The organism is Bradyrhizobium sp. BRP23 (assembly GCF_020194135.1).
GTDB classification, from domain to species: Bacteria; Pseudomonadota; Alphaproteobacteria; order Rhizobiales; family Xanthobacteraceae; genus Bradyrhizobium; species Bradyrhizobium yuanmingense.
In genome coordinates, this window is record NZ_JADYVW010000005.1 from 320,489 (window position 1) to 338,198 (window position 17,710).

A 17,710-nucleotide genomic window follows, 5' to 3' on the forward strand; every position below is an offset into this window, starting at 1 on the left:
CTTCCTTAAGTCTGTTAAGCGGGCGGTAACCCGGCTTAACAGCCCTTTAACTTAAAACTCTCGATAAATCCTACGCGAAAAGCTCTTGGTTCCGTAACCATGCGGTTTTGCTCGCGCGGCGGCGCGGGCATCGCTCGGGTTGCGACAGTGGCGTTGGAGTGAGTGATGAAGAGGCTCGTTGTGGGCGCAGCCGCGTTGGTTGCAGCCGGCTGGACAGCTTCGGCAGAGGCCGCCGATCTCAGTTACGGGCAGCGCGCGCCCTATACCGTCAATCAGCCGCTTAATGCCTATAGCTGGGCGGGTCCCTATCTCGGCGGCAATATCGGCTATGAATGGGGCTCGGTCGACAACAACCCCACCAAGCCGTCCGGCTTCGTCGCCGGTGTGCAGGCCGGCTACAATTTCCAGAACGGCCCGTGGGTGTTCGGCGTCGAGGGCGACATCCAGGCCGCCGGCGCCGACGACACGTTTGCGCCGTGGAAGTTCTCCAACCCGTGGTTCGGCACCCTGCGCGGCCGCGCCGGCTATGCGTTCAACAACGTGCTGTTCTACGGCACCGCCGGTCTCGCCTTCGGCGAGCTGCGCGCACAAACCTTCGGTTGGTCGGAGTCGCACACCAGTGCCGGCTGGACCATCGGCGCCGGTGCGGAAGTCGGCCTCGCGCCGAACTGGAGCGCCAAGCTCGAATATCTCTACATCGATCTGTCGACCAGCCAGTTCGCAATCACGGGCGTGTCAAACGGCTATAGCGCCAACGTTGTCCGCGCAGGCGTGAACTATCGCTTCTGACATCCAAAGAAGAAAATACCGGACCAGCCTCCCGGCCGCTCGCGGCCGGGATTTTTTTTCGCCAGGCTTGCTAGGAGAGGATCACCAGATTGACCGCCTTCGGTCCCTTCCCCTTCTTGTCCGGTTCGACTTCGAAAGTAATACGCTGTCCTTCGGCGAGGTCCTTCAGTCCCGCCCGCTCCACAGCGGTGATGTGAACGAAAACATCGCGACCGCCGTCGTCAGGCTTGATGAAGCCGTAGCCGCGCTCGCCGTTGAAGAACTTGACCGTTCCCGTCATGGCCATCGGGAAACTCCCCCTCATTGCTCCTCCGTCGCGACGCAGACTCACGTCGCGACATGACCGGGCCTTACGGAGCCCGGGAGCTGGCCATCCTTGGACGGACCTGATCGGTCCGGCGGGATCTTTCTTAGGGCCTTCACTCCGCCGCAACCATTCGCGGAAGCGGAACGTAAAGCCAGTCACGGAAATAGCATAATACGGTTCTTTGCAGATTGACTACCGGTCCTGCATATTTTTCCCAAGAATGCCGGAGTGTTACGGCTTGGCGTCAATGCTTGGCGCTAAGGCTTGGGCACCTCCAGCCGGAATCTGGCAGCACCGCCCTGGCCGAGCGGTATTTCCAGCTCCGGCAGAATGGTCTTGAGCTCGCCGTGCAGCGTGTAGGGCGGGTTGACGATCAGGAGACCGGTGGAGGTGAGGGCGGCGCTGTCGGCTTGCGGCGCGACGCTGAATTCGAGGCGCAGGCATTTTCCAGGCGGCTTTGCTGCAGCTGCGAGCCGCGCCACGGTTTGCGCCAGCGTGTCGGTGGCGCGCCGGTTCTTGGCGGGATACCAGATTACGTAGATACCGGTCGGCCATTTCGCGAACGCTGCCGAGAAGGCTTCGCCGAGCCGCTCGAACTCGTCCTTGGCCTCGAAGGGCGGATCGATCAGCACGAGGCCACGCCGCTCCTTCGGCGGCACGAAGGCCGGCAGCGCCACCCAGCCGTCGAGGTCGACCACGCGGGCCTGCTCGTCGCGGCGCAGCGCATCGATCAGCGCTTTCCGTGCCTTCGGCTCGAGCTCGCAGGCGACGAGCCGGTCCTGCGGCCTGAGCAGGCCGCGCGCGATCAACGGCGAGCCCGGATAGGCCTTGAGCTCCCCCTTTGGGTTGAAGGCGCGGACGATGTCGAGATAAGGCTTCGTCAGCGCTGCGCTCTCGTTCGACAGGCGCGCCTGCAGCAGCCGCGCGATGCCGGTCAGCCATTCGCCGCCGCGGCGCGCCTCGTCGCTGTCGAGATCGTAGAGGCCGGCGCCGGCATGGGTGTCGATGACGCGGAACGCTGCCGGCTTGTCCTGCAGATAAGTGAGGATGCGCGCCAGCACGATGTGCTTGATGACATCGGCGAAGCTGCCGGCGTGGAAGGCGTGGCGGTAGTTCATGGCGGAGAGGACTACGTTGTCTGGCGCGATCCTAACCCCTGTCATTGCGAGCGCAGCGAAGCAATCCAGAAATGCGTCCGCGGAGGCACTCTGGATTGCTTCGCTGCGCTCGCAATGACTGAGCTACCCGCCCCTGATCGGCGGCATCGTCACCTGGTCGCGGCGGCAGGCGCGGCGCTCGATCTCGTCGCAGGCGCGAAATTGCAGGTCCTTGCTGAGGCAGATGCGGACCTCGGACAGCCGTGTCCGGTTGCAGGTGACCGAGACGGCGGCATTGCTGAGACCCGGATTGGCCTTGATGAAGGCCTCCTCGACCTCCGCCGGCGCGACGGTCTTGGCCTGCGCCAGATCGAGATATTCGGCCGGAATCTTGATCGCAGCGCGCGCCTTGCGGATCATCTCGAAATAGCCGCGGCCCTCCAGCCCGGAGCAGGTGCCGTGCTTGTCCCATTCGTTGAAGATCAGGCCCGGCGCCGGCATCAAATCGAGCATCGAGGAGACGATGTTGCGGTTCAGCCGCGGCGCCGGGCGCTGGCAATACTCCGGAAAACCGTTCTCGTATTGCGGCCACAGCCCATGCACCACGAAGGCGTAGGGCCGTCCGCCGCATTGCATCTGGGACCGGCCGCCCCGTTCGGCGGCTTCCTCGCAGAACGAGGGCGACCACGACAGCGCCAGCACATAGAAATCGAACTCGCCCGGGGCGTTCTGCCGCTTGTCCTGTGCCTTCGCACCGCCCGCGAGGGTGGCCAACCCCGCAGCGAGGGTCAGTGAGATCATCAGGCGGGACAACGAATGCAATCTGGAGTGAAACATGACAACGCCCCTCAACTAGACTGTGCAATACAGCCTAGCAGGCAATGGGAACATTTCAAGAACAAAATTGGGGCAGCAGCCATCGACTGGCTGATCAGCCCGAATCCGCCGCTGTTGATCAGGGCTTGGCGGCGCGGCACGCCGGATTGTAGGCCCAGTTGCGGTCGACGCCGACGACGCACCATTCGACACCGTTGCCGTAGGAGGCAAAGCCGCCATCCTCGATGATCGAGAAATGCACCTTGCGCGGCTTGCCGTCATTGAGCATGGCCTCGCCGGTGCAATAGCGGCGCGGAATGTTGTCGGACTGCCAGGGCCGGAACGCGGTTTCGCGAACGGCGGAGAAGCCGGTGATCTGCAACGAAGAATTCCAGAACTTGGATTCCTTTTCGGCGAATTCGTGCACGATCCTCGGCAGAGCCCAGTCGCAAGGGGCGACGGCGCCGTCATAGCGCGGCCCGCTCAGCCAGAAATTCAGCTCCAGCGGATTGGCGGCCCTGGCCTTGCCGAGTGACAATGCTCCGAACATGAGGCCGAGCACGGCGGCGAAACGGAGCGATTTCTCGAAGGGGGCGCGCATGATCAATCCGGGCAGCTAAGGTCTTGCGAAGGCCGGACGGTGCCGCGAAGGTTGGGGGAGGTCAAGTGCAGCGCGGCAACACTTCGCAAGGACTTGACCAAGTGTCGCGGCCAACAGGGGTTCGGTTCTTTTCACGTGCGTCGCGGCACCGTAAACTGGCGCCAGCCAATTGGAGTGACGGGAATGCGAATCATTGCGGCCGCGGGCCTTCTTGCCAGCCTGGTTGTCTCAGGCATGATGGCGAGCCAGTCGGCGCGCGCCGATTACGTGCCGCCGTTCAAGGGCAACGACACCGGCGGCATCATCGCCTATTCGATGGCGACCCGGGTCGATGCGCGCCAGGTCGCGGTCGATCATTGCGCCCGCTACGGCAAGGTGGCGAAATTCCTGGCCGTGCAGGGCTATGAGGGCGGCTACATCTCGTTCTCGTGCCGCTGGGTGCCTTATGGCGCCGCCGACCGGCCGATCCGCACACTGTACTGAGGCGCTGTCGTAGGCGCCGCACCTCTCTCAGCCGGGAGCTTCCCTCATGACGCGCAAACTCGCTTTGCTCGGCTCGACGCTTTGCCTCGCATTGTCGGCAGGCAGCGCCGGCGCCGACGAACTGCCGCTGCGCAAGGCCGGTCTTTGGGAGATGAAGCTGGTCACATCGGGCTCGCCCGTGCCCGAGATGACCATGCAGCACTGCACCGATGAGACCGTCGACAAGGAGATGAGCAACAACGTCTCCCCGATGGCCAAGCAGATCTGCGCCAAGCAGGAGATCAAGAAGACCGCGACCGGCTATGTCAGCGATTCCGAGTGCAGCGTCGCTGGCGTCAGCACGACCTCGCATGCCGAGATCACCGGCGACTTCAATTCGGCCTACACGGTGAAGACCACTTCGCACGCAAAAGGCGGCGTTGCCGGTGCGGCGGGGCGCGATAGCACGACGACGCTGCAAGCCAAGTGGCTCGGGGCCTGCAAGCCGGGTCAGAAGCCCGGTGACATCGTCATGCCCGGCGGCTTCAAGATGAACACGCGCGACATGGACAAGCTGAAGGCGCTGCTGCCGAAGTAGGTGTACTCTTTCCCTCTCCCCTTGTGGGAGAGGGTGGATCGCCGCAAAGCGGCGAGACGGGTGAGGGGTTTCTCTCCGCGAATTCAATGAGGCTTGGACGCGCGGAGAGATACCCCTCATCCGGCGCTTCGCGCCACCTTCTCCCGCAAGGGGAGAAGGGAAGACCCCACCTACACCGGTATCCGCACGCTCGCCCTCAATCCCCCCATCGGGCTGTCGCCCAGCGTGATGTCACCGCCATGGGAGCGGGCGATGTCGCGGGCGATCGCGAGCCCCAGGCCGGTGCCGCCTTCGTCCTGGTTGCGGGCGTTGTCCAGCCGCAGGAACGGCTTGAACACCTCTTCGCGCAAGTGCGCGGGAATGCCGGGGCCGTCGTCATCGACGGTGACGGTCAAATAACGGTGATCGCGCTGGCCGGTGATGGCGATATTCTTGCCGTAGCGCGCCGCGTTGGTGACGAGGTTGGCGAGGCAGCGCTTGAACGAGGCCGGCTTCACCGTCACCACGGGCAGGCCGTTGAAGGCGACGGTCGCGGTATGGCCGTGACGTTCGGCATCGCTGCGCAGCTCCTCGAGTGCCTGCGCCATGTCGGTCGGCTGCGACTGTTCGCCGGAATCGCCGCGGGCAAACGCGAGGTAATCCTCCAGCATCATCGACATCTCGTCGACGTCCTTGCGCATGCCCTCGAGCTCGGGACTGTCGCCGATCAGTGCCAGCTCGAGCTTGAAGCGGGTCAGGATGGTGCGCAGATCGTGGCTGACGCCGGCGAGCATCGCGGTGCGCTGCTCCATCGTGCGCTCGATGCGCGATTTCATCTCCAGGAAGGCGACGGCCGCGCGCCGCACCTCGCGCGCGCCGCGGGGGCGGAAATTCGGGGCCTCGCGGCCCTTGCCGAAACTCTCGGCGGCATCGGCGAGGCGCAGGATCGGCTTGATCTGGTTGCGCAGGAACAGCACCGCGACGATCAACAGGATCGAGGACGTGCCGACCATCCAGAACAGGAAGATCTCCGAGTTCGAGGCATAGGCGGCGCTGCGCTGCGCGAACACGCGCATCACGGCGTCGTCGAGCTGGATGCGGATCTCGACCAGGTTGGAGCGGCCGACCGTGTCGATCCAGAACGAGCGGCCGATCTGGCGGCCGAGCTGCACCGACAGCGTCTGGTCGAGCAGCGAGAAGAACGGTTTTGGTCCCGGCGGCGGCATGTCGCCGGCAGGCAGGAAATCGACGACGAGGCCGAGCCGCTGCTGCGCGATGCGGCGGATCTCGTTGCGGTCCTTATCTTGCGGATAGCCCTTGTAGACGTCGATCAGTGCGGCGATGTCCTGAACCACTGCGGCCGACAGGCGGCGCGTCACCGTGTTCCAGTGCCGCTCCATGAACACGAAAGCGACGACCGATTGCAGCACCACCATCGGTACGATCATGATGAGGAGCGCGCGGGCGTAGAGGCCGGTCGGCATCCAGCCCTTGAAAGCGTTGCCCATCCAGCCGTTCGCGGCGGAGACGCGGCCGGCGGCGCTCTTCAGAAGCGTCAGGCCGGTATCGATCGTGCTCATCTGGCGCGCTTCACTGCGGTTCAGGGCGAGGCCACCAGGCGGTAGCCGATGCCGCGCACCGCCTGCAGGAACAGCGGATTGGCGGGATCGGTCTCGATCTTGCGCCGGAGGCGGTTGATCTGCACGTCGACGGCGCGCTCGTTGACGCTGCCATTGCCGGTCAGTGCGCTGCGCGGCACGGTCTCGCCCGGCGTCTCCGCGAGAATCCGCAGCATCTCGCGCTCGCGGTCGGTGAGGTGGATGACCTCCTCGCCCTGGCGCAATTCGCCGCGTTCGAGATGGTAGACATAGGGGCCGAAGGCGATCTTCTCGATCGTCGTGGCCTGCGGCGGCGGCGCGGCGCGCTTGAGGATGTTGTTGATGCGCAGCGCCAGCTCGCGCGGTTCGAACGGTTTTGCGACGTAATCGTCGGCGCCGATCTGCAGGCCCTCGATGCGGGCTTCCGCCTCGTGGCGCGCCGTCAGCATCACGATCGGCACCGACGACGAGGTGCGGATGAAGCGGGCGAGGTCGAAGCCGGTCTCGCCGGGCATCATGACGTCGAGGATCAGGAGATCGAAATGCAGGCCCATCAGCTTCGAGCGCGCATCACCGGCGCTCGCCGCGGTGGTGACGCGGTAGCCTTCACTAGCAAGAAAGCGCGAGAGCAGGTCGCGGATGCGGCGGTCGTCGTCGACCAGCAAGAGATGCGGGGCATCGTCGGCCGGTTGCACCGGCGGGCGGGCGAGCGTGGCAGCGAGCGGCACGGTCACTCCTTGGCGTCTTGTTTGACGGCAGCGAAGATCGTCTCCAGCACCTTGTCCGGGTCGTCGCGGTCGATCATCGCGCGCAGGAATCGCTTGACCGTCTCGGCGTCCTGCGGACCCATCTCCGCGAGCGCCCTGGTGATCCGCGTGGTCTGCAGCCCGGCGAGCTTCTGCACCAGCGCCTCGCCCTTCGGCGTCGCGTAGAGCAGGCGCTGGCGACGATCATTGTCGCCGGTCTTCTGCACGATATAGCCCTCGTCCAGGAGCTGCTTCAGCACCCGGCCGAGCGACTGTTTGGTGATGCGCAGGACGTCGAGCAGGTCGGCGACCTTGAGCCCGGGATAGCGGTAGACGAAATGCATGACCCGGTGATGGGCCCGGCCGAAGCCGAACGCCTCCAGCTCCTGGTCGGGATCGCCGACGAAATCGCGATAGGCGAAGAACAGCAGCTCGATGATATCCCAGCGCAAATTGCCTCCATCGCCTGCGGCCGGCCGGGGCGCGGCAGCGTCTTGAGAAGGAGTCGCGAAATTTATGTCAGGCATATTGACGTATCTTGGGTTCAATGTTACAAAACGATCGACCCGCACGAAATTTTAGATCGTTTCGCGCCGGGTGGCATCGGAGCAGGACGGCCGGAGAGAGCCGGACAGGCGGCGACGGCCGAAGCAGATCTACCGTGCGATTGTCGAGCGGCATTTCGGCAAAACATACTGGACTTCCGCCTTCCGCAAAAGCATGTCCTCGATGACATGCTGGCTGCGGAAACCGGCCGTAACATGGCTGGCGGCGGTCCGGCCAGAAACCAATCAAGCCAGCCGGGCCCGAACGGGCAGGCGGGCGCGAGAAACAGCGCCGCCACCGGCAGCGGGAGGCAAGGACATGAGCATGACATTCGACATCCAGCCCGCATCCAATCCGACGCCCGAGAAGGACCGCGTCGCCAAGCTGGTGGATCCCGGCTTCGGGCGGGTCTTCACCGATCACATGGCAATCGTCCGCTACAACCAGGCCAAGGGCGGCTGGTACGAGGCGAAAATCGAGGCGCGCGCCAACTTCCAGCTCGATCCCGCCGGCGCGGTCCTGCACTACGCCCAGGAGATCTTCGAAGGCCTGAAGGCCTACAAGCGCGACGATGGCGGGGTGAACCTGTTCCGTCCCGACGCCAATGCGCGCCGCTTCAAGGACTCGGCCGATCGCATGGCGATGGCGCAGCTGCCCGAAGACGTCTTCATCGAGGCGGTCGAGCAGATCGTGCGCATCGACCGCGCCTGGATGCCGGGCGGCGAGGGCAGCCTTTACCTGCGTCCGTTCATGATCGCGAGCGAGACCTTCCTCGGCGTCAAGCCGTCGTCCGAATACATCTTTGCGGTGATCGCCTCGCCGGTCGGCTCCTACTTCAAGGGCGGGCCCGCGCCGGTCTCGATCTGGGTGTCGGAGAACTACACGCGCGCCGCGATCGGCGGCACCGGCGCGGTCAAATGCGGCGGCAATTACGCCGCGAGTCTGCGCGCCCAGGCCGAGGCGATCCAGCACGGCTGCGACCAGGTCGTCTTCCTTGACGCGGTCGAGCGCCGCTACATCGAGGAGCTCGGCGGCATGAACGTGTTCTTCGTGTTCGACGACGGCTCGCTGTCGACGCCGCCGCTCGGCACCATCCTGCCCGGCATCACCCGCGACTCCATCATCACGCTCGCCCGCGACGCCGGCAAGACGGTGCGCGAAGAACCCTATACGCTCGAGCAGTGGCGCAAGGACGCGGCCTCAGGCAGGCTGAAGGAAGCCTTCGCCTGCGGCACCGCCGCGGTGATCTCGCCGATCGGCAAGGTGCGCTCGGTCAGCGGCGATTTCGACATCTCGGGCGGCGCCGCCGGCCCCGTCGCCATGGGCCTGCGCAAGCAGCTCGTCGACATCCAGTACGGCCGCACCAACGATCCCCACAACTGGATCCGCAAGGTGTTTTGATCACCCTCCCCTGGAGGGGTCCGGGACGAGCGTAGCTCGCCCGTGGGTCGATCGCGCGCAGCGCGAGCGGGGTGGGGTGATCTCTCAACACGGGCAGTGTTCGATGTGGAGAGACCCTCACCCCACCCCGTCTCTCATCTTCGCTACGCTCAGATGCGAGCCGACCACGGGCGAGCTACGCTCGTCCCGGGCCCCCTCCAGGGGAGGTAAAAAGCGCAACGTTTGTGGCTTATTGCGCACTGAACGTGCTGCTGCCGACGTGCGACAAAGCCAGGACACAACAAGCGTCCCGGACATCGCGATCATGGCAACAAAGCTCTCCCAACCCATGAAATGGGTCGTTCTCGCCGCCATCACCGGCGTTTGCGTTTTCGGCATCCTGACCGTCGGCCCGACGCACGAGGTTGCTGCGCAAGACCGCTCGCCGATCGTCGATGTGCGCACCGGCGATCCCGAGATGAACACCGCGATCGCTCGCGCCCGCGGCTCGCTGCCGACCTTCTGGGCCTCCTTTGAATCGCCCAAGCCGTCCGAGTCTGGTCACGCTTTGAAGGTGCGCTTTACGACCCGCAAGGGCGGGGAGCACATCTGGATCGGTGAGGTGAAGAAGCTGCCCGACGGGACCTTGACCGGCGTCTTCGCCAACGAGCCGCGCGATCTGCCGGGCAAGCGAGCCGGCGATAAGGTCAAGTTCGCGGAGGCCGACATCTCGGACTGGATGTTCATGCGCAACGGCAAGATCGTCGGCGGCGAGACCATCAAGCCGACGCTGAAATCGCTGCCGAAGGCCGACGCGGACGCGCTCCGGGCGCGAATGGAGCAGCCGTAGGGCAGTTGCCGCCCCGCGCCGCGGCTGGTAAACGCCCGCATGGCCGAGAAACCCAAAAAACCCCAGAAACTGAAGGCGCGCCTGCCGCGCGGGCTCGAGGATCGCGACCCTGCCGCGATCCGGGCGACGCGCGAGATGGTCGAAAAGATCCGCGCCGTCTACGAACTCTACGGTTTCGAGCCGGTGGAAACGCCGGCGATGGAATACACCGACGCGCTCGGCAAATTCCTGCCCGACCAGGATCGCCCCAACGAGGGCGTGTTCTCGTTCCAGGACGACGACGAGCAATGGATCAGCCTGCGCTACGACCTCACCGCGCCGCTCGCGCGCTATGTCGGTGAGCGCTACGGCACCGACGGTCTGGTGCTGCCCTATCGCAGCTACCGCGTCGGCTACGTCTTCCGCAACGAGAAGCCCGGCCCGGGCCGCTTCCGCCAATTCATGCAGTTCGATGCCGACACCGTCGGCTCGGCGACGCCGGCGGCGGACGCCGAGATCTGCATGATGGCGGCGGACACGATGGAGGCGCTCGGCATCGCGCGCGGCCAGTACGTGGTGAAGGTGAACAACCGCAAGGTGCTCGACGGCGTTCTGGAAGCCATTGGCCTCGCTGGTGAGGACAATGCGGTGCGCCGACTGACCGTGCTGCGCGCGATCGACAAGCTCGACAAGTTTTCCGCGGATGAAGTGCGCAAGCTGCTCGGTCCCGGACGCTGGGATGGCGGCGAGGAAGGCAAGGGCGACTTCACCAAAGGCGCCAATTTGAGCGCGGCGGAAGCCGATGTTGTTCTCGCCATCACCAAGCCGCGCGAGGATTGGAAAGAAGCAATTGCCGCGGCAGAAACCTATCTCGCCAAGAGCGAAGTCGGTCAGGCCGGCGTCAGCGAGCTGGAAGAGATTGCAAAACTGGTCACGGCCTCGGGCTATGGTGCGGATCGTATCAAGATCGATCCCTCGGTCGTGCGCGGCCTCGAATATTACACCGGCCCCGTCTACGAGGTCGAACTCCTGCTCGATACCAAGGACGAGAAGGGCCGCCCGGTGCGCTTCGGCTCGGTCGGCGGCGGCGGGCGTTATGACGGCCTCGTCTCGCGCTTCCGCGGCGAGCCGGTGCCCGCAACCGGATTCTCGATCGGCGTGTCGCGGCTGCAGGCCGCGCTGACGCTGCTCGGCAAGCTCGACACGCGGCCCGAGTTCGGCCCGGTCGTCGTCACCGTGTTCGACCGCGACCGCGTGGCCGACTACCAGAAGATGGTCGCGAGCTTGCGTACCGCGGGCATCCGCGCCGAGCTCTATCTGGGCAACCCGAAGAACATGGGCAACCAGCTCAAATATGCCGATCGCCGCAACTCACCTTGCGTCATCATCCAGGGCTCGGATGAAAAGGCGCGCGGCGAAGTGCAGGTCAAGGACCTGATCGAGGGCGCCAAGGCGGCCGCCGCGATCGCCTCCAACCAGGAATGGCGCGAGACCCGGCCGGCGCAGTTCTCGTGCAGCGAAGCCGATCTGGTCGCAAAAGTGCGCGAGGTCCTGGGCCGCCATGACGTGAAGTGGGGCTAGCTATTCGCAGGCCGCGTCATGCCCGGGCTTGTCCCGGGCATCCACGTCTTGTTTGATAGAGAAGAACGTGGATGGCCGGGACAAGCCCGGCCATGACGACAGCAGCAGGGCAGCAGGGAGAGAAGAATGCCTGAGATCACCATCAGCATGGCCGAGGGCCGTACCGACGAGCAGAAGGCCGGCATGATGCGCGACATCACCCAGGCGCTGGTGAAGAATCTCGGCGTCGATGCCGACGCCGTCGTCATCCAGATCAACGAAGCCCCGCTCCGTCACAAGATGAAGGGCGGCAAGACCTTCGTGGAGCGTGCGGCGGCGGCGAAGAAGTAGCGGTCGACGGTTCTGCATTCACCGCTGTCGTCCCCGCGAAGGCGGGGACCCATAACCACAGGGAGTGGTATTGGGCCAGCTGGTAACTCCGAGCCTTCGCCAAACTTGATCCTGTGGTTATGGGTCCCGGATCGGCGCGCGCTTAAGGCGCGCTTGTCCGGGACGACACTGAGTGTGAGGGTCCATGGACGCACGCGACTTCATCACAACAGGCATGAGCGCCGAGCGCACGCTGGTGGTCCCGGTGGAGCGCACCGTCGGGCATTTCGTGTCAGGCATGCCTTTTGTCTACGCGACGCCGATGATGATCCTGGAGATGGAGATGGCATCGGGTGATGCGATCCGCTCAGCGCTTCAGCCGGGCTGGGTCACTGTCGGTACCGAGGTCGACATCCGCCATCTTGCCGCCGCGCTCGTCGGTGCGACCGTGCGGACCACTGCAAAGGTGGTCGCGGTCGAGCGCCGCGTCATTCGCTTCGAGGTTGAGGCATTCGAGGGCCCGCGCAAGCTCGGCGAAGGCCGCCACGCCCGCGGGCTCGTCAATGTCGAGATGTTCAACAAGCGGCTCGGGGCTTAACGCGGCTGTGGATTTCGCCTAATCCACCTTCCGCGCTTTTGGAGACGAATACGACGTTTCCTGCTCCCTGCGGAGACGCACGGCAGACAGCCTCTCGTCAATCGCCACATCCGCCCAGGTGATGCACGTGTCTTTGGCTACCGCCTTGGTCAATCGCACATTGTGCGCAAGCCCGAGTGGCAGATAGCGCTTTTCAAGGGAGGTGCTGGCGGGCGTCAGTTTGCCGAAGACGGTGTAGCCGCCTTCTCCGTCGAGCATGTCTCCCTCGCGCAAGTCCTTCTTGGCTGTGGCAGCAACATCGGCGTTGAACGTCGTGGCGACGCCTGTCGCCTCATTGCGCAGAGCGATCGAGGCAACTGAAATTCCAAGCTCCAGCCCTATGAGATGCCACTTCTTGTAGGAGCTCATGTAACGACCGCTCGGATCGGTGACGACGCTGTATTCCTGGAAACAGTTGCGGATGTAATCGCTGTCGCCTTCGAAACAGACCCACACGCCCTTGCGGATGTCGTTGGGGATGGGCCTGCCTTCGGCCGTCAGGCAGGATACGACCTCGACCTGGCCCTTGGATTCCAGGATGCCGCCCTCCGAACGGGGGCGCATCAGCGTGGGGATGTCGTCGACCGATCCCGGTGGGAATGCAAGGCCATGCGAGGGCGCCTCCAGGCCGGTTGCGTTCGCGATCGCGGCAGATTCAATCGCAGGCTTGGAGCCGTCGAGGAACGCGTTGAACATTTTTGGATTCATGCCCCCGCGCGCAGCTTGCTCTGCAGACAATCCCCAGTGATCCCAGACCGTTTCGGGCGTCGATTCCCGGTAATGCGGCAGCCATTTGTGGCCACGGCCCGCTGCCACGACGGGAAAACCGCAGGCCCTCGCCCAATCTACGAGGTCGCAAGCGAGAGCCGGCTGATCGCCATAGGCCAGGCTGTAGATCACGCCGGCCTGCCTGGCTCTCTGCGCGAGGATCGGTCCGCAGAAGGCGTCGGCTTCGACGGTCACGTTGATGACGGCCTTGCCTGCAGAAAAGGCGCCGAGGCAGTGCTCGACCGCCGCGACAGGATTGCCGGTGCACTCTGCGATCACCTCGATGCCTTCGCACTTCACAAGCGCTTCCCAGTCGTCGGTCAGGAAGGTCGTGCCGTACTTGAGAGCATCCCCGAGTGAGGTCGCGGCGAACTGCTCCGGGCGCCACCCCACCCGGTACAGGTTTTCGCGGGCACGCGATGGGGACAGGTCAGCAATTCCAACGAGATGGACGCCCGGCGTACGCAGGACTTGATGGAGATACATTGCGCCGAACTTGCCCGCCCCGATCAGTCCGATTTTGATGGGGCGCCGCTCGGCCTGTCGTTCGAGAAGTTTCGCGTAGAGGTTCACGATTGCTCTCCCTATCGGCAACGACCGGGATCGCCGCGCATTCGGCCGCCGAAGCGCTCTGATCCGTCTACTTCGCCAATTCCTTCGACCGCTGCGTGGCCGCGGCGATGGCGCGGATCATGAGTTCGCGCAGGCCCGGCTCGCCCATCAGCACACTGAGCGCGGCGGCCGTGGTGCCGCCGGGCGAGGTGACGTTCTGGCGCAGGGCGCTGGACGGCAGCTCCGACTGGTGCAGCAGCTCGCCGGAGCCGGCGACGGTCTCGCGGGCGAGCTTGGTCGCCAGCGCCTCCGGCAATCCCGCTTCGACGCCGGCGCGGGCGAGCTCTTCGGCGAGCAGGAACACATAGGCCGGGCCCGAGCCGGACACGGCGGTGACCGCGTCCATCAATCCTTCGTCCTCTACCCATTCGACCGAGCCGGTGGCGCGCAGCAGCGCATCCGCCACCGCGCGCTGCGCGGCGCTGACGTTGTTCGCGGCAACAGCGACGGTGATGCCGCGGCCGATCGCTGCCGGCGTGTTCGGCATCGCGCGCACCACGGCGCCGCCACAGACCTCTTGGAGCGAGGCGATCGTGGTGCCCGCCATGATCGAGACCACCGACGTCTTGTCCGAGACGAACGGCTTCAGCCTGGCGCCGGCCTCGCGGAACATCTGCGGCTTCACCGCCACGACCAGCGTCTCGACGGCGCCGGCGGCGCTCACATCAGGATTGAGCACGACGCCCTTGGCGGCCAGCGCGGAGATCTCGGGCGCAATGTGCGGCTCGATCACCGCGACGCGGCGCGGATCGAGTCCGCCCGAAAGCCATCCGGTCAGCATCGCGCCGCCCATCTTGCCGGCGCCGGCAAGCAGGATTGTGCCGGTGACGTTTTGAAGAGGGTTGTTTGCCATCGCCGTTGCCACGCGTTTGCTGTCATCCCCGCCTAGTGCGCAATTGCGCACGGGGGGCGGGGATCCCTGCGCGAGCGATTGCTCGTCGCATAACCACAAGGCGGTTCTAGTGGATCGAGGTGTCGGCAACAAGCCGCGTGCCACAAGTGGCCATCACGCGGTATGGATCCCGGATCGGCGCGCGCTTTGGGCGCGCTTGTCCGGGATGACGTGGGGAGGGAGCTGCCGCCCTCGCGCCTTGGGAGGCCCTACGCCTCGCCCACCGTATCGAACATTGCCGCGTCCATCGCCTCCGCCGTGCTCTTGCCGGCCCACACCACGAACTGGAACGCGGGGAAGTAGCGCTCGCAGGCATGAATGGCGCCGGCAAGCATGACCTCGCATTGCGCCGGCGAGGCGGTGAGGCCCCCCGGCAGCACCAGGGCCTGGCGGTGCATCACCATGCCGGTGGTGGTCCACAGGTCGAAATGGCCGACCCACAGCTGTTCGTTCACGGCGGCAACGAGCCGCTGCACCTCGCCGCGGCGCGCGGGCGGAATCTTCATGTCGAAGGCGCAGGCCAGATGCAGCGCCTCGATCTCGCCCATCCAGGTGAAGGAGAGCTGGTAGTCGGTCCATTGTCCCTTGGAGACAATCGTGAGCTCGTCCTCGCCGGAGCGTTCGAACGGCCAGTTGTTGCTGGCGGCGATGTCCTCGACCACCGCGAGCGGATGGTTTCTGGAATCGATAGTGCCTTCGAGCAGGGACATGCCGTCTCGACCTCTTGCCTTCTTGTTGTCTTTGATACGCACGCGGTTGGGCCCGGCGCGCACTCCCTAAACGTCGCTGCGGCGTCCCTCGGATCAGCCTTTGCAATCCCCTCGGAGTCGCTGTTGCGATCCCTCGGATCAGCGCAGGCCTGTCGCGGATCAAGTGATGTGATTTGCGGAATCTGCGCAACGGGGTCGCGAGTCCGTCCACAAGCCAGGACTCGTTCGTCCACAGCTCATCTCCGCCACAATTCTTAACGGACGAGAACAAACCGGAATCGGATTCGGCAAAAAAGCTCGCCGCAAATTCCGTGAGGCGAGGGCCGGACCGCCGTGCGGGCATGGGACCATGCGCTTGGCCCATGCGGAACATGCTTGCCGCGACTGCCCGGCGGCGGCATATTTCCTGATAGGCCGTTCATCCCGGACGGCCGATGTTCTCAGGGCGGGGTGAAAGTCCCCACCGGCGGTAAGGGCCGAACGGCCCAAGCCCGCGAGCGCCTTCCGCGAGGGCTATCCCGAACGGAAGGGTCAGCAGATTCGGTGCAACTCCGAAGCCGACGGTTAAAGTCCGGATGAAAGAGAACGGTCGCTGGCAGACGCATCGAGACGATGCGGCTGTTTGTCGTTCCGTGTGCCCTGATTCTGGTCCTTAAACCGAGGAAAGCCATGAATCAGATGCTGCAAGACCCCCAAACCGAAACGTCCCAAACGCCGCCGCCGGTTCCCGTGGATCCGGCCCCTGCGCATCCGCGCTTCGCGAAGCCGCAGCGGGTGGCCTTCGTGCAGGCCTGCTGGCACCGCGACGTGGTCGCGGAAGCCCGCATCGCCTTCATGAAGGAGGCGGAAGCCCGCCACCTCACCCATGTCGACGTGTTCGAGGTGCCGGGCTCGTTCGAGATCCCGCTGCACGCGCAGGTCCTCGCCAAGACGCGGCGCTACACCGCGATCGTCGCGGCCGGTCTCGTCGTCGACGGCGGCATCTACCGCCACGAATTCGTCGCCGACACCGTGATCAAGGCGCTAATGGACGTGCAGCTGCGGACGGAGGTGCCGGTGTTCTCGGCCGTGCTGACGCCGCAGCAATTCCACGAGACCGAGGTGCACTACGATTTCTTCCGCAAGCACTTTGCGATCAAGGGCGTCGAAGTCGCGACCGCCTGCGCGGAGACGTTGCACGGCCTGGAGCGCCTGCGCGGCCAGGTCGCGGCGGGGATCGTGGGGTAGGCAATGGTCATTCCGGGGCGCGCGCAGCGCGAGCCCGGAATCCATTGATCGACACGGATTGCTGCAAGATGGATTCCGGGTTCGGCGGTGACGCGCCGCCCGGAATGACGGTGCTAGATCAAATCAGTCGAACAGGCTCGACACCGATTCTTCCGCCGCCGTGCGCGCGATCGCATCCGAGATCAGGCTGGCGATCGGCAGGGTGCGGATGTTCGGCGCCTTGGTCACCGCGTCGGTCGGCAGGATCGAATCGGTGATCACCAGCTCCTTCAGCCTGGAGCCGGCGATGCGCGCCGCCGCGCCGCCGGAGAGCACGCCGTGGGTGATGTAGGCGTAGACGTCCTTGGCGCCCTTGGCGAGCAGCGCATCGGCCGCGTTCACCAGCGTGCCGCCGGAATCGACGATGTCGTCGACGAGGATGCAGGTGTGGCCGGAGACGTCGCCGATCACGTTCATGACCTCGGATTCACCCGGGCGCTCGCGGCGCTTGTCGACGATCGCGAGCGGGGTGTTGATGCGCTTGGCGAGGCCGCGCGCGCGGGCGACGCCGCCGACGTCGGGCGAGACCACCATCGTCTTGGTCAGGTCGAACTTGTCCTTGATGTCGCGCACCATCAGCGGCGCGGCGAACAGGTTGTCGGTCGGGATGTCGAAGAAGCCCTGGATCTGGCCGGCATGCAGGTCGAGCGTCATGACGCGGTCGACGCCGGCCTGCGTGATCATGTTGGCGACGAGCTTGGCCGAGATCGGCGTGCGCGAGCCTGATTTACGGTCCTGCCTTGCGTAGCCGAAATAGGGCAGCACTGCGGTGATGCGGCGCGCCGAGGAGCGGCGCAGCGCGTCGGTGATGATGAGCAATTCCATCAGATGGTCGTTGGCGGGGAACGAGGTCGACTGGATGACGAAGGCATCCGAGCCGCGGACGTTCTCCTGGATCTCGACGAAGATCTCCATGTCGGCGAAGCGCCGCACCACCGCCTTGGTCAGCGGCAGGTCGAGCCCTTGCGCGATCGCCTGGGCGAGGGCCGGATTGGAGTTGCCGGCGACGAGCTTGATGGAGCCGTTTTTGGCCGACATGGACGCTTCCTCCCGCGCTTTGCTGGATACGACCTTCAACATCTGAGAATACCCGCTGGCAGCACGGTTACGACGGGCGAGGAAATATCAGGCGGAAGGCCGCAATGGCAACCCGGGATGCTACGTTTTCCCTTCGAAAATCCTGAGTC

General features: G+C 65.0%; 20 protein-coding genes and 1 riboswitch. Of the genes, 9 read left to right on the plus strand and 11 right to left on the minus strand.

The window, feature by feature from the left end:
* The first annotated feature begins 165 nt into the window (after positions 1-165).
* Positions 166-789, plus strand: coding sequence for an outer membrane protein (locus I6F24_RS16445; protein ID WP_225140472.1), 624 nt, complete (start codon positions 166-168; stop codon positions 787-789).
* Between the two features lie 70 nt (positions 790-859).
* Here I6F24_RS16445 and I6F24_RS16450 read toward each other — a convergent pair whose 3' ends face one another.
* The 4 genes from I6F24_RS16450 to I6F24_RS16465 all read right to left on the minus strand — a co-directional run bounded on the left by I6F24_RS16450 (position 860) and on the right by I6F24_RS16465 (position 3,610).
* Positions 860-1,075: a cold-shock protein gene (locus tag I6F24_RS16450; RefSeq protein WP_008544396.1), complete on the minus strand. Its 216-nt coding sequence runs from the start codon at positions 1,073-1,075 to the stop codon at positions 860-862.
* Between the two features lie 278 nt (positions 1,076-1,353).
* Positions 1,354-2,214, minus strand: coding sequence for a 23S rRNA (adenine(2030)-N(6))-methyltransferase RlmJ (gene rlmJ, locus I6F24_RS16455; protein ID WP_036040013.1), 861 nt, complete (start codon positions 2,212-2,214; stop codon positions 1,354-1,356).
* Between the two features lie 123 nt (positions 2,215-2,337).
* Entirely contained in the window at positions 2,338-3,030 is a 693-nt protein-coding gene (locus I6F24_RS16460) for a ribonuclease T2 (protein WP_225144312.1), read from the minus strand.
* A 118-nt stretch (positions 3,031-3,148) separates the two neighbouring features.
* Positions 3,149-3,610, minus strand: coding sequence for a hypothetical protein (locus tag I6F24_RS16465; protein ID WP_225151001.1), 462 nt, complete (start codon positions 3,608-3,610; stop codon positions 3,149-3,151).
* 183 nt (positions 3,611-3,793) lie between these two features.
* Between I6F24_RS16465 and I6F24_RS16470 the strand changes: the two genes are divergently transcribed.
* A complete protein-coding gene (locus I6F24_RS16470) occupies positions 3,794-4,093 on the plus strand; it encodes a hypothetical protein (RefSeq protein ID WP_036027125.1) in 300 nt (99 codons plus the stop codon).
* A gap of 46 nt (positions 4,094-4,139) precedes the next feature.
* The gene (locus I6F24_RS16475; RefSeq protein ID WP_225151003.1) at positions 4,140-4,670 is read left to right on the plus strand and encodes a DUF3617 family protein; all 531 of its coding nucleotides are present in this window, start codon (positions 4,140-4,142) and stop codon (positions 4,668-4,670) included.
* 170 nt (positions 4,671-4,840) lie between these two features.
* Here the strand turns inward: I6F24_RS16475 and I6F24_RS16480 are convergent, their stop codons facing one another.
* The 3 genes from I6F24_RS16480 to I6F24_RS16490 are packed head-to-tail and all read right to left on the minus strand — an operon-like array spanning position 4,841 to position 7,520.
* Positions 4,841-6,229 (minus strand): ATP-binding protein, encoded by a 1,389-nt coding sequence (locus I6F24_RS16480; RefSeq protein WP_036027128.1) that lies wholly within the window; start codon positions 6,227-6,229, stop codon positions 4,841-4,843.
* A 20-nt stretch (positions 6,230-6,249) separates the two neighbouring features.
* Positions 6,250-6,981 carry a response regulator transcription factor gene (locus tag I6F24_RS16485; protein ID WP_036009315.1) on the minus strand — a complete coding sequence of 244 codons (732 nt, stop codon included), beginning with the start codon at positions 6,979-6,981 and terminating at the stop codon, positions 6,250-6,252.
* Positions 6,978-7,520 carry a MarR family transcriptional regulator gene (locus tag I6F24_RS16490; protein ID WP_050991840.1) on the minus strand — a complete coding sequence of 181 codons (543 nt, stop codon included), beginning with the start codon at positions 7,518-7,520 and terminating at the stop codon, positions 6,978-6,980. The genes I6F24_RS16485 and I6F24_RS16490 overlap by 4 nt, the downstream gene beginning before the upstream one ends.
* A gap of 337 nt (positions 7,521-7,857) precedes the next feature.
* Here I6F24_RS16490 and I6F24_RS16495 point away from each other — a divergent pair, with 337 nt between their 5' ends.
* From I6F24_RS16495 to I6F24_RS16515, 5 genes are all read left to right on the plus strand, one after another.
* Positions 7,858-8,940, plus strand: a complete 1,083-nt coding sequence (locus tag I6F24_RS16495; RefSeq protein WP_225151005.1) for a branched-chain amino acid aminotransferase — start codon at positions 7,858-7,860, stop codon at positions 8,938-8,940.
* A 304-nt stretch (positions 8,941-9,244) separates the two neighbouring features.
* Positions 9,245-9,769, plus strand: a complete 525-nt coding sequence (locus I6F24_RS16500) for a DUF2314 domain-containing protein (protein WP_225151008.1) — start codon at positions 9,245-9,247, stop codon at positions 9,767-9,769.
* A 39-nt stretch (positions 9,770-9,808) separates the two neighbouring features.
* Positions 9,809-11,329 carry a histidine--tRNA ligase gene (gene hisS / locus I6F24_RS16505; protein ID WP_225151010.1) on the plus strand — a complete coding sequence of 507 codons (1,521 nt, stop codon included), beginning with the start codon at positions 9,809-9,811 and terminating at the stop codon, positions 11,327-11,329.
* 126 nt (positions 11,330-11,455) lie between these two features.
* Positions 11,456-11,659: a tautomerase family protein gene (locus tag I6F24_RS16510; protein ID WP_025033847.1), complete on the plus strand. Its 204-nt coding sequence runs from the start codon at positions 11,456-11,458 to the stop codon at positions 11,657-11,659.
* A 184-nt stretch (positions 11,660-11,843) separates the two neighbouring features.
* Positions 11,844-12,236, plus strand: a complete 393-nt coding sequence (locus tag I6F24_RS16515) for a thioesterase family protein (protein ID WP_036009365.1) — start codon at positions 11,844-11,846, stop codon at positions 12,234-12,236.
* 18 nt (positions 12,237-12,254) lie between these two features.
* Here the strand turns inward: I6F24_RS16515 and I6F24_RS16520 are convergent, their stop codons facing one another.
* From I6F24_RS16520 to I6F24_RS16530, 3 genes are all read right to left on the minus strand, one after another.
* Positions 12,255-13,616 (minus strand): flagellar basal body P-ring biosynthesis protein FlgA, encoded by a 1,362-nt coding sequence (locus tag I6F24_RS16520; RefSeq protein ID WP_036027138.1) that lies wholly within the window; start codon positions 13,614-13,616, stop codon positions 12,255-12,257.
* Between the two features lie 67 nt (positions 13,617-13,683).
* Positions 13,684-14,508, minus strand: coding sequence for a pyrroline-5-carboxylate reductase (proC, locus tag I6F24_RS16525; RefSeq protein WP_036027164.1), 825 nt, complete (start codon positions 14,506-14,508; stop codon positions 13,684-13,686).
* Between the two features lie 248 nt (positions 14,509-14,756).
* Entirely contained in the window at positions 14,757-15,257 is a 501-nt protein-coding gene (locus tag I6F24_RS16530) for a YbjN domain-containing protein (protein ID WP_036009392.1), read from the minus strand.
* A 432-nt stretch (positions 15,258-15,689) separates the two neighbouring features.
* A riboswitch (FMN riboswitch) is annotated at positions 15,690-15,848 on the plus strand.
* Positions 15,849-15,926: 78 nt separating this feature from the next.
* Here I6F24_RS16530 and I6F24_RS16535 point away from each other — a divergent pair.
* The gene (locus I6F24_RS16535; protein ID WP_036027167.1) at positions 15,927-16,484 is read left to right on the plus strand and encodes a 6,7-dimethyl-8-ribityllumazine synthase; all 558 of its coding nucleotides are present in this window, start codon (positions 15,927-15,929) and stop codon (positions 16,482-16,484) included.
* 123 nt (positions 16,485-16,607) lie between these two features.
* On the opposite strand, the gene I6F24_RS16540 is transcribed toward I6F24_RS16535, so the two are convergent.
* Positions 16,608-17,561, minus strand: coding sequence for a ribose-phosphate pyrophosphokinase (locus tag I6F24_RS16540; RefSeq protein WP_036009398.1), 954 nt, complete (start codon positions 17,559-17,561; stop codon positions 16,608-16,610).
* Positions 17,562-17,710 lie beyond the last annotated feature (149 nt).

Coding starts and splice junctions, on each gene's coding strand:
- I6F24_RS16445 (WP_225140472.1), top strand. CDS start 166: ATGAAGAGGCTCGTTGTGGGCGCAGCCGCGTTGGTTGCAGCCGGCTGG.
- I6F24_RS16450 (WP_008544396.1), bottom strand. CDS start 1,075: ATGGCCATGACGGGAACGGTCAAGTTCTTCAACGGCGAGCGCGGCTAC.
- rlmJ (WP_036040013.1), bottom strand. CDS start 2,214: ATGAACTACCGCCACGCCTTCCACGCCGGCAGCTTCGCCGATGTCATC.
- I6F24_RS16460 (WP_225144312.1), bottom strand. CDS start 3,030: ATGTTTCACTCCAGATTGCATTCGTTGTCCCGCCTGATGATCTCACTG.
- I6F24_RS16465 (WP_225151001.1), bottom strand. CDS start 3,610: ATGCGCGCCCCCTTCGAGAAATCGCTCCGTTTCGCCGCCGTGCTCGGC.
- I6F24_RS16470 (WP_036027125.1), top strand. CDS start 3,794: ATGCGAATCATTGCGGCCGCGGGCCTTCTTGCCAGCCTGGTTGTCTCA.
- I6F24_RS16475 (WP_225151003.1), top strand. CDS start 4,140: ATGACGCGCAAACTCGCTTTGCTCGGCTCGACGCTTTGCCTCGCATTG.
- I6F24_RS16480 (WP_036027128.1), bottom strand. CDS start 6,229: ATGAGCACGATCGATACCGGCCTGACGCTTCTGAAGAGCGCCGCCGGC.
- I6F24_RS16490 (WP_050991840.1), bottom strand. CDS start 7,520: ATGCCTGACATAAATTTCGCGACTCCTTCTCAAGACGCTGCCGCGCCC.
- I6F24_RS16495 (WP_225151005.1), top strand. CDS start 7,858: ATGAGCATGACATTCGACATCCAGCCCGCATCCAATCCGACGCCCGAG.
- I6F24_RS16500 (WP_225151008.1), top strand. CDS start 9,245: ATGGCAACAAAGCTCTCCCAACCCATGAAATGGGTCGTTCTCGCCGCC.
- hisS (WP_225151010.1), top strand. CDS start 9,809: ATGGCCGAGAAACCCAAAAAACCCCAGAAACTGAAGGCGCGCCTGCCG.
- I6F24_RS16510 (WP_025033847.1), top strand. CDS start 11,456: ATGCCTGAGATCACCATCAGCATGGCCGAGGGCCGTACCGACGAGCAG.
- I6F24_RS16515 (WP_036009365.1), top strand. CDS start 11,844: ATGGACGCACGCGACTTCATCACAACAGGCATGAGCGCCGAGCGCACG.
- proC (WP_036027164.1), bottom strand. CDS start 14,508: ATGGCAAACAACCCTCTTCAAAACGTCACCGGCACAATCCTGCTTGCC.
- I6F24_RS16530 (WP_036009392.1), bottom strand. CDS start 15,257: ATGTCCCTGCTCGAAGGCACTATCGATTCCAGAAACCATCCGCTCGCG.
- I6F24_RS16535 (WP_036027167.1), top strand. CDS start 15,927: ATGAATCAGATGCTGCAAGACCCCCAAACCGAAACGTCCCAAACGCCG.
- I6F24_RS16540 (WP_036009398.1), bottom strand. CDS start 17,561: ATGTCGGCCAAAAACGGCTCCATCAAGCTCGTCGCCGGCAACTCCAAT.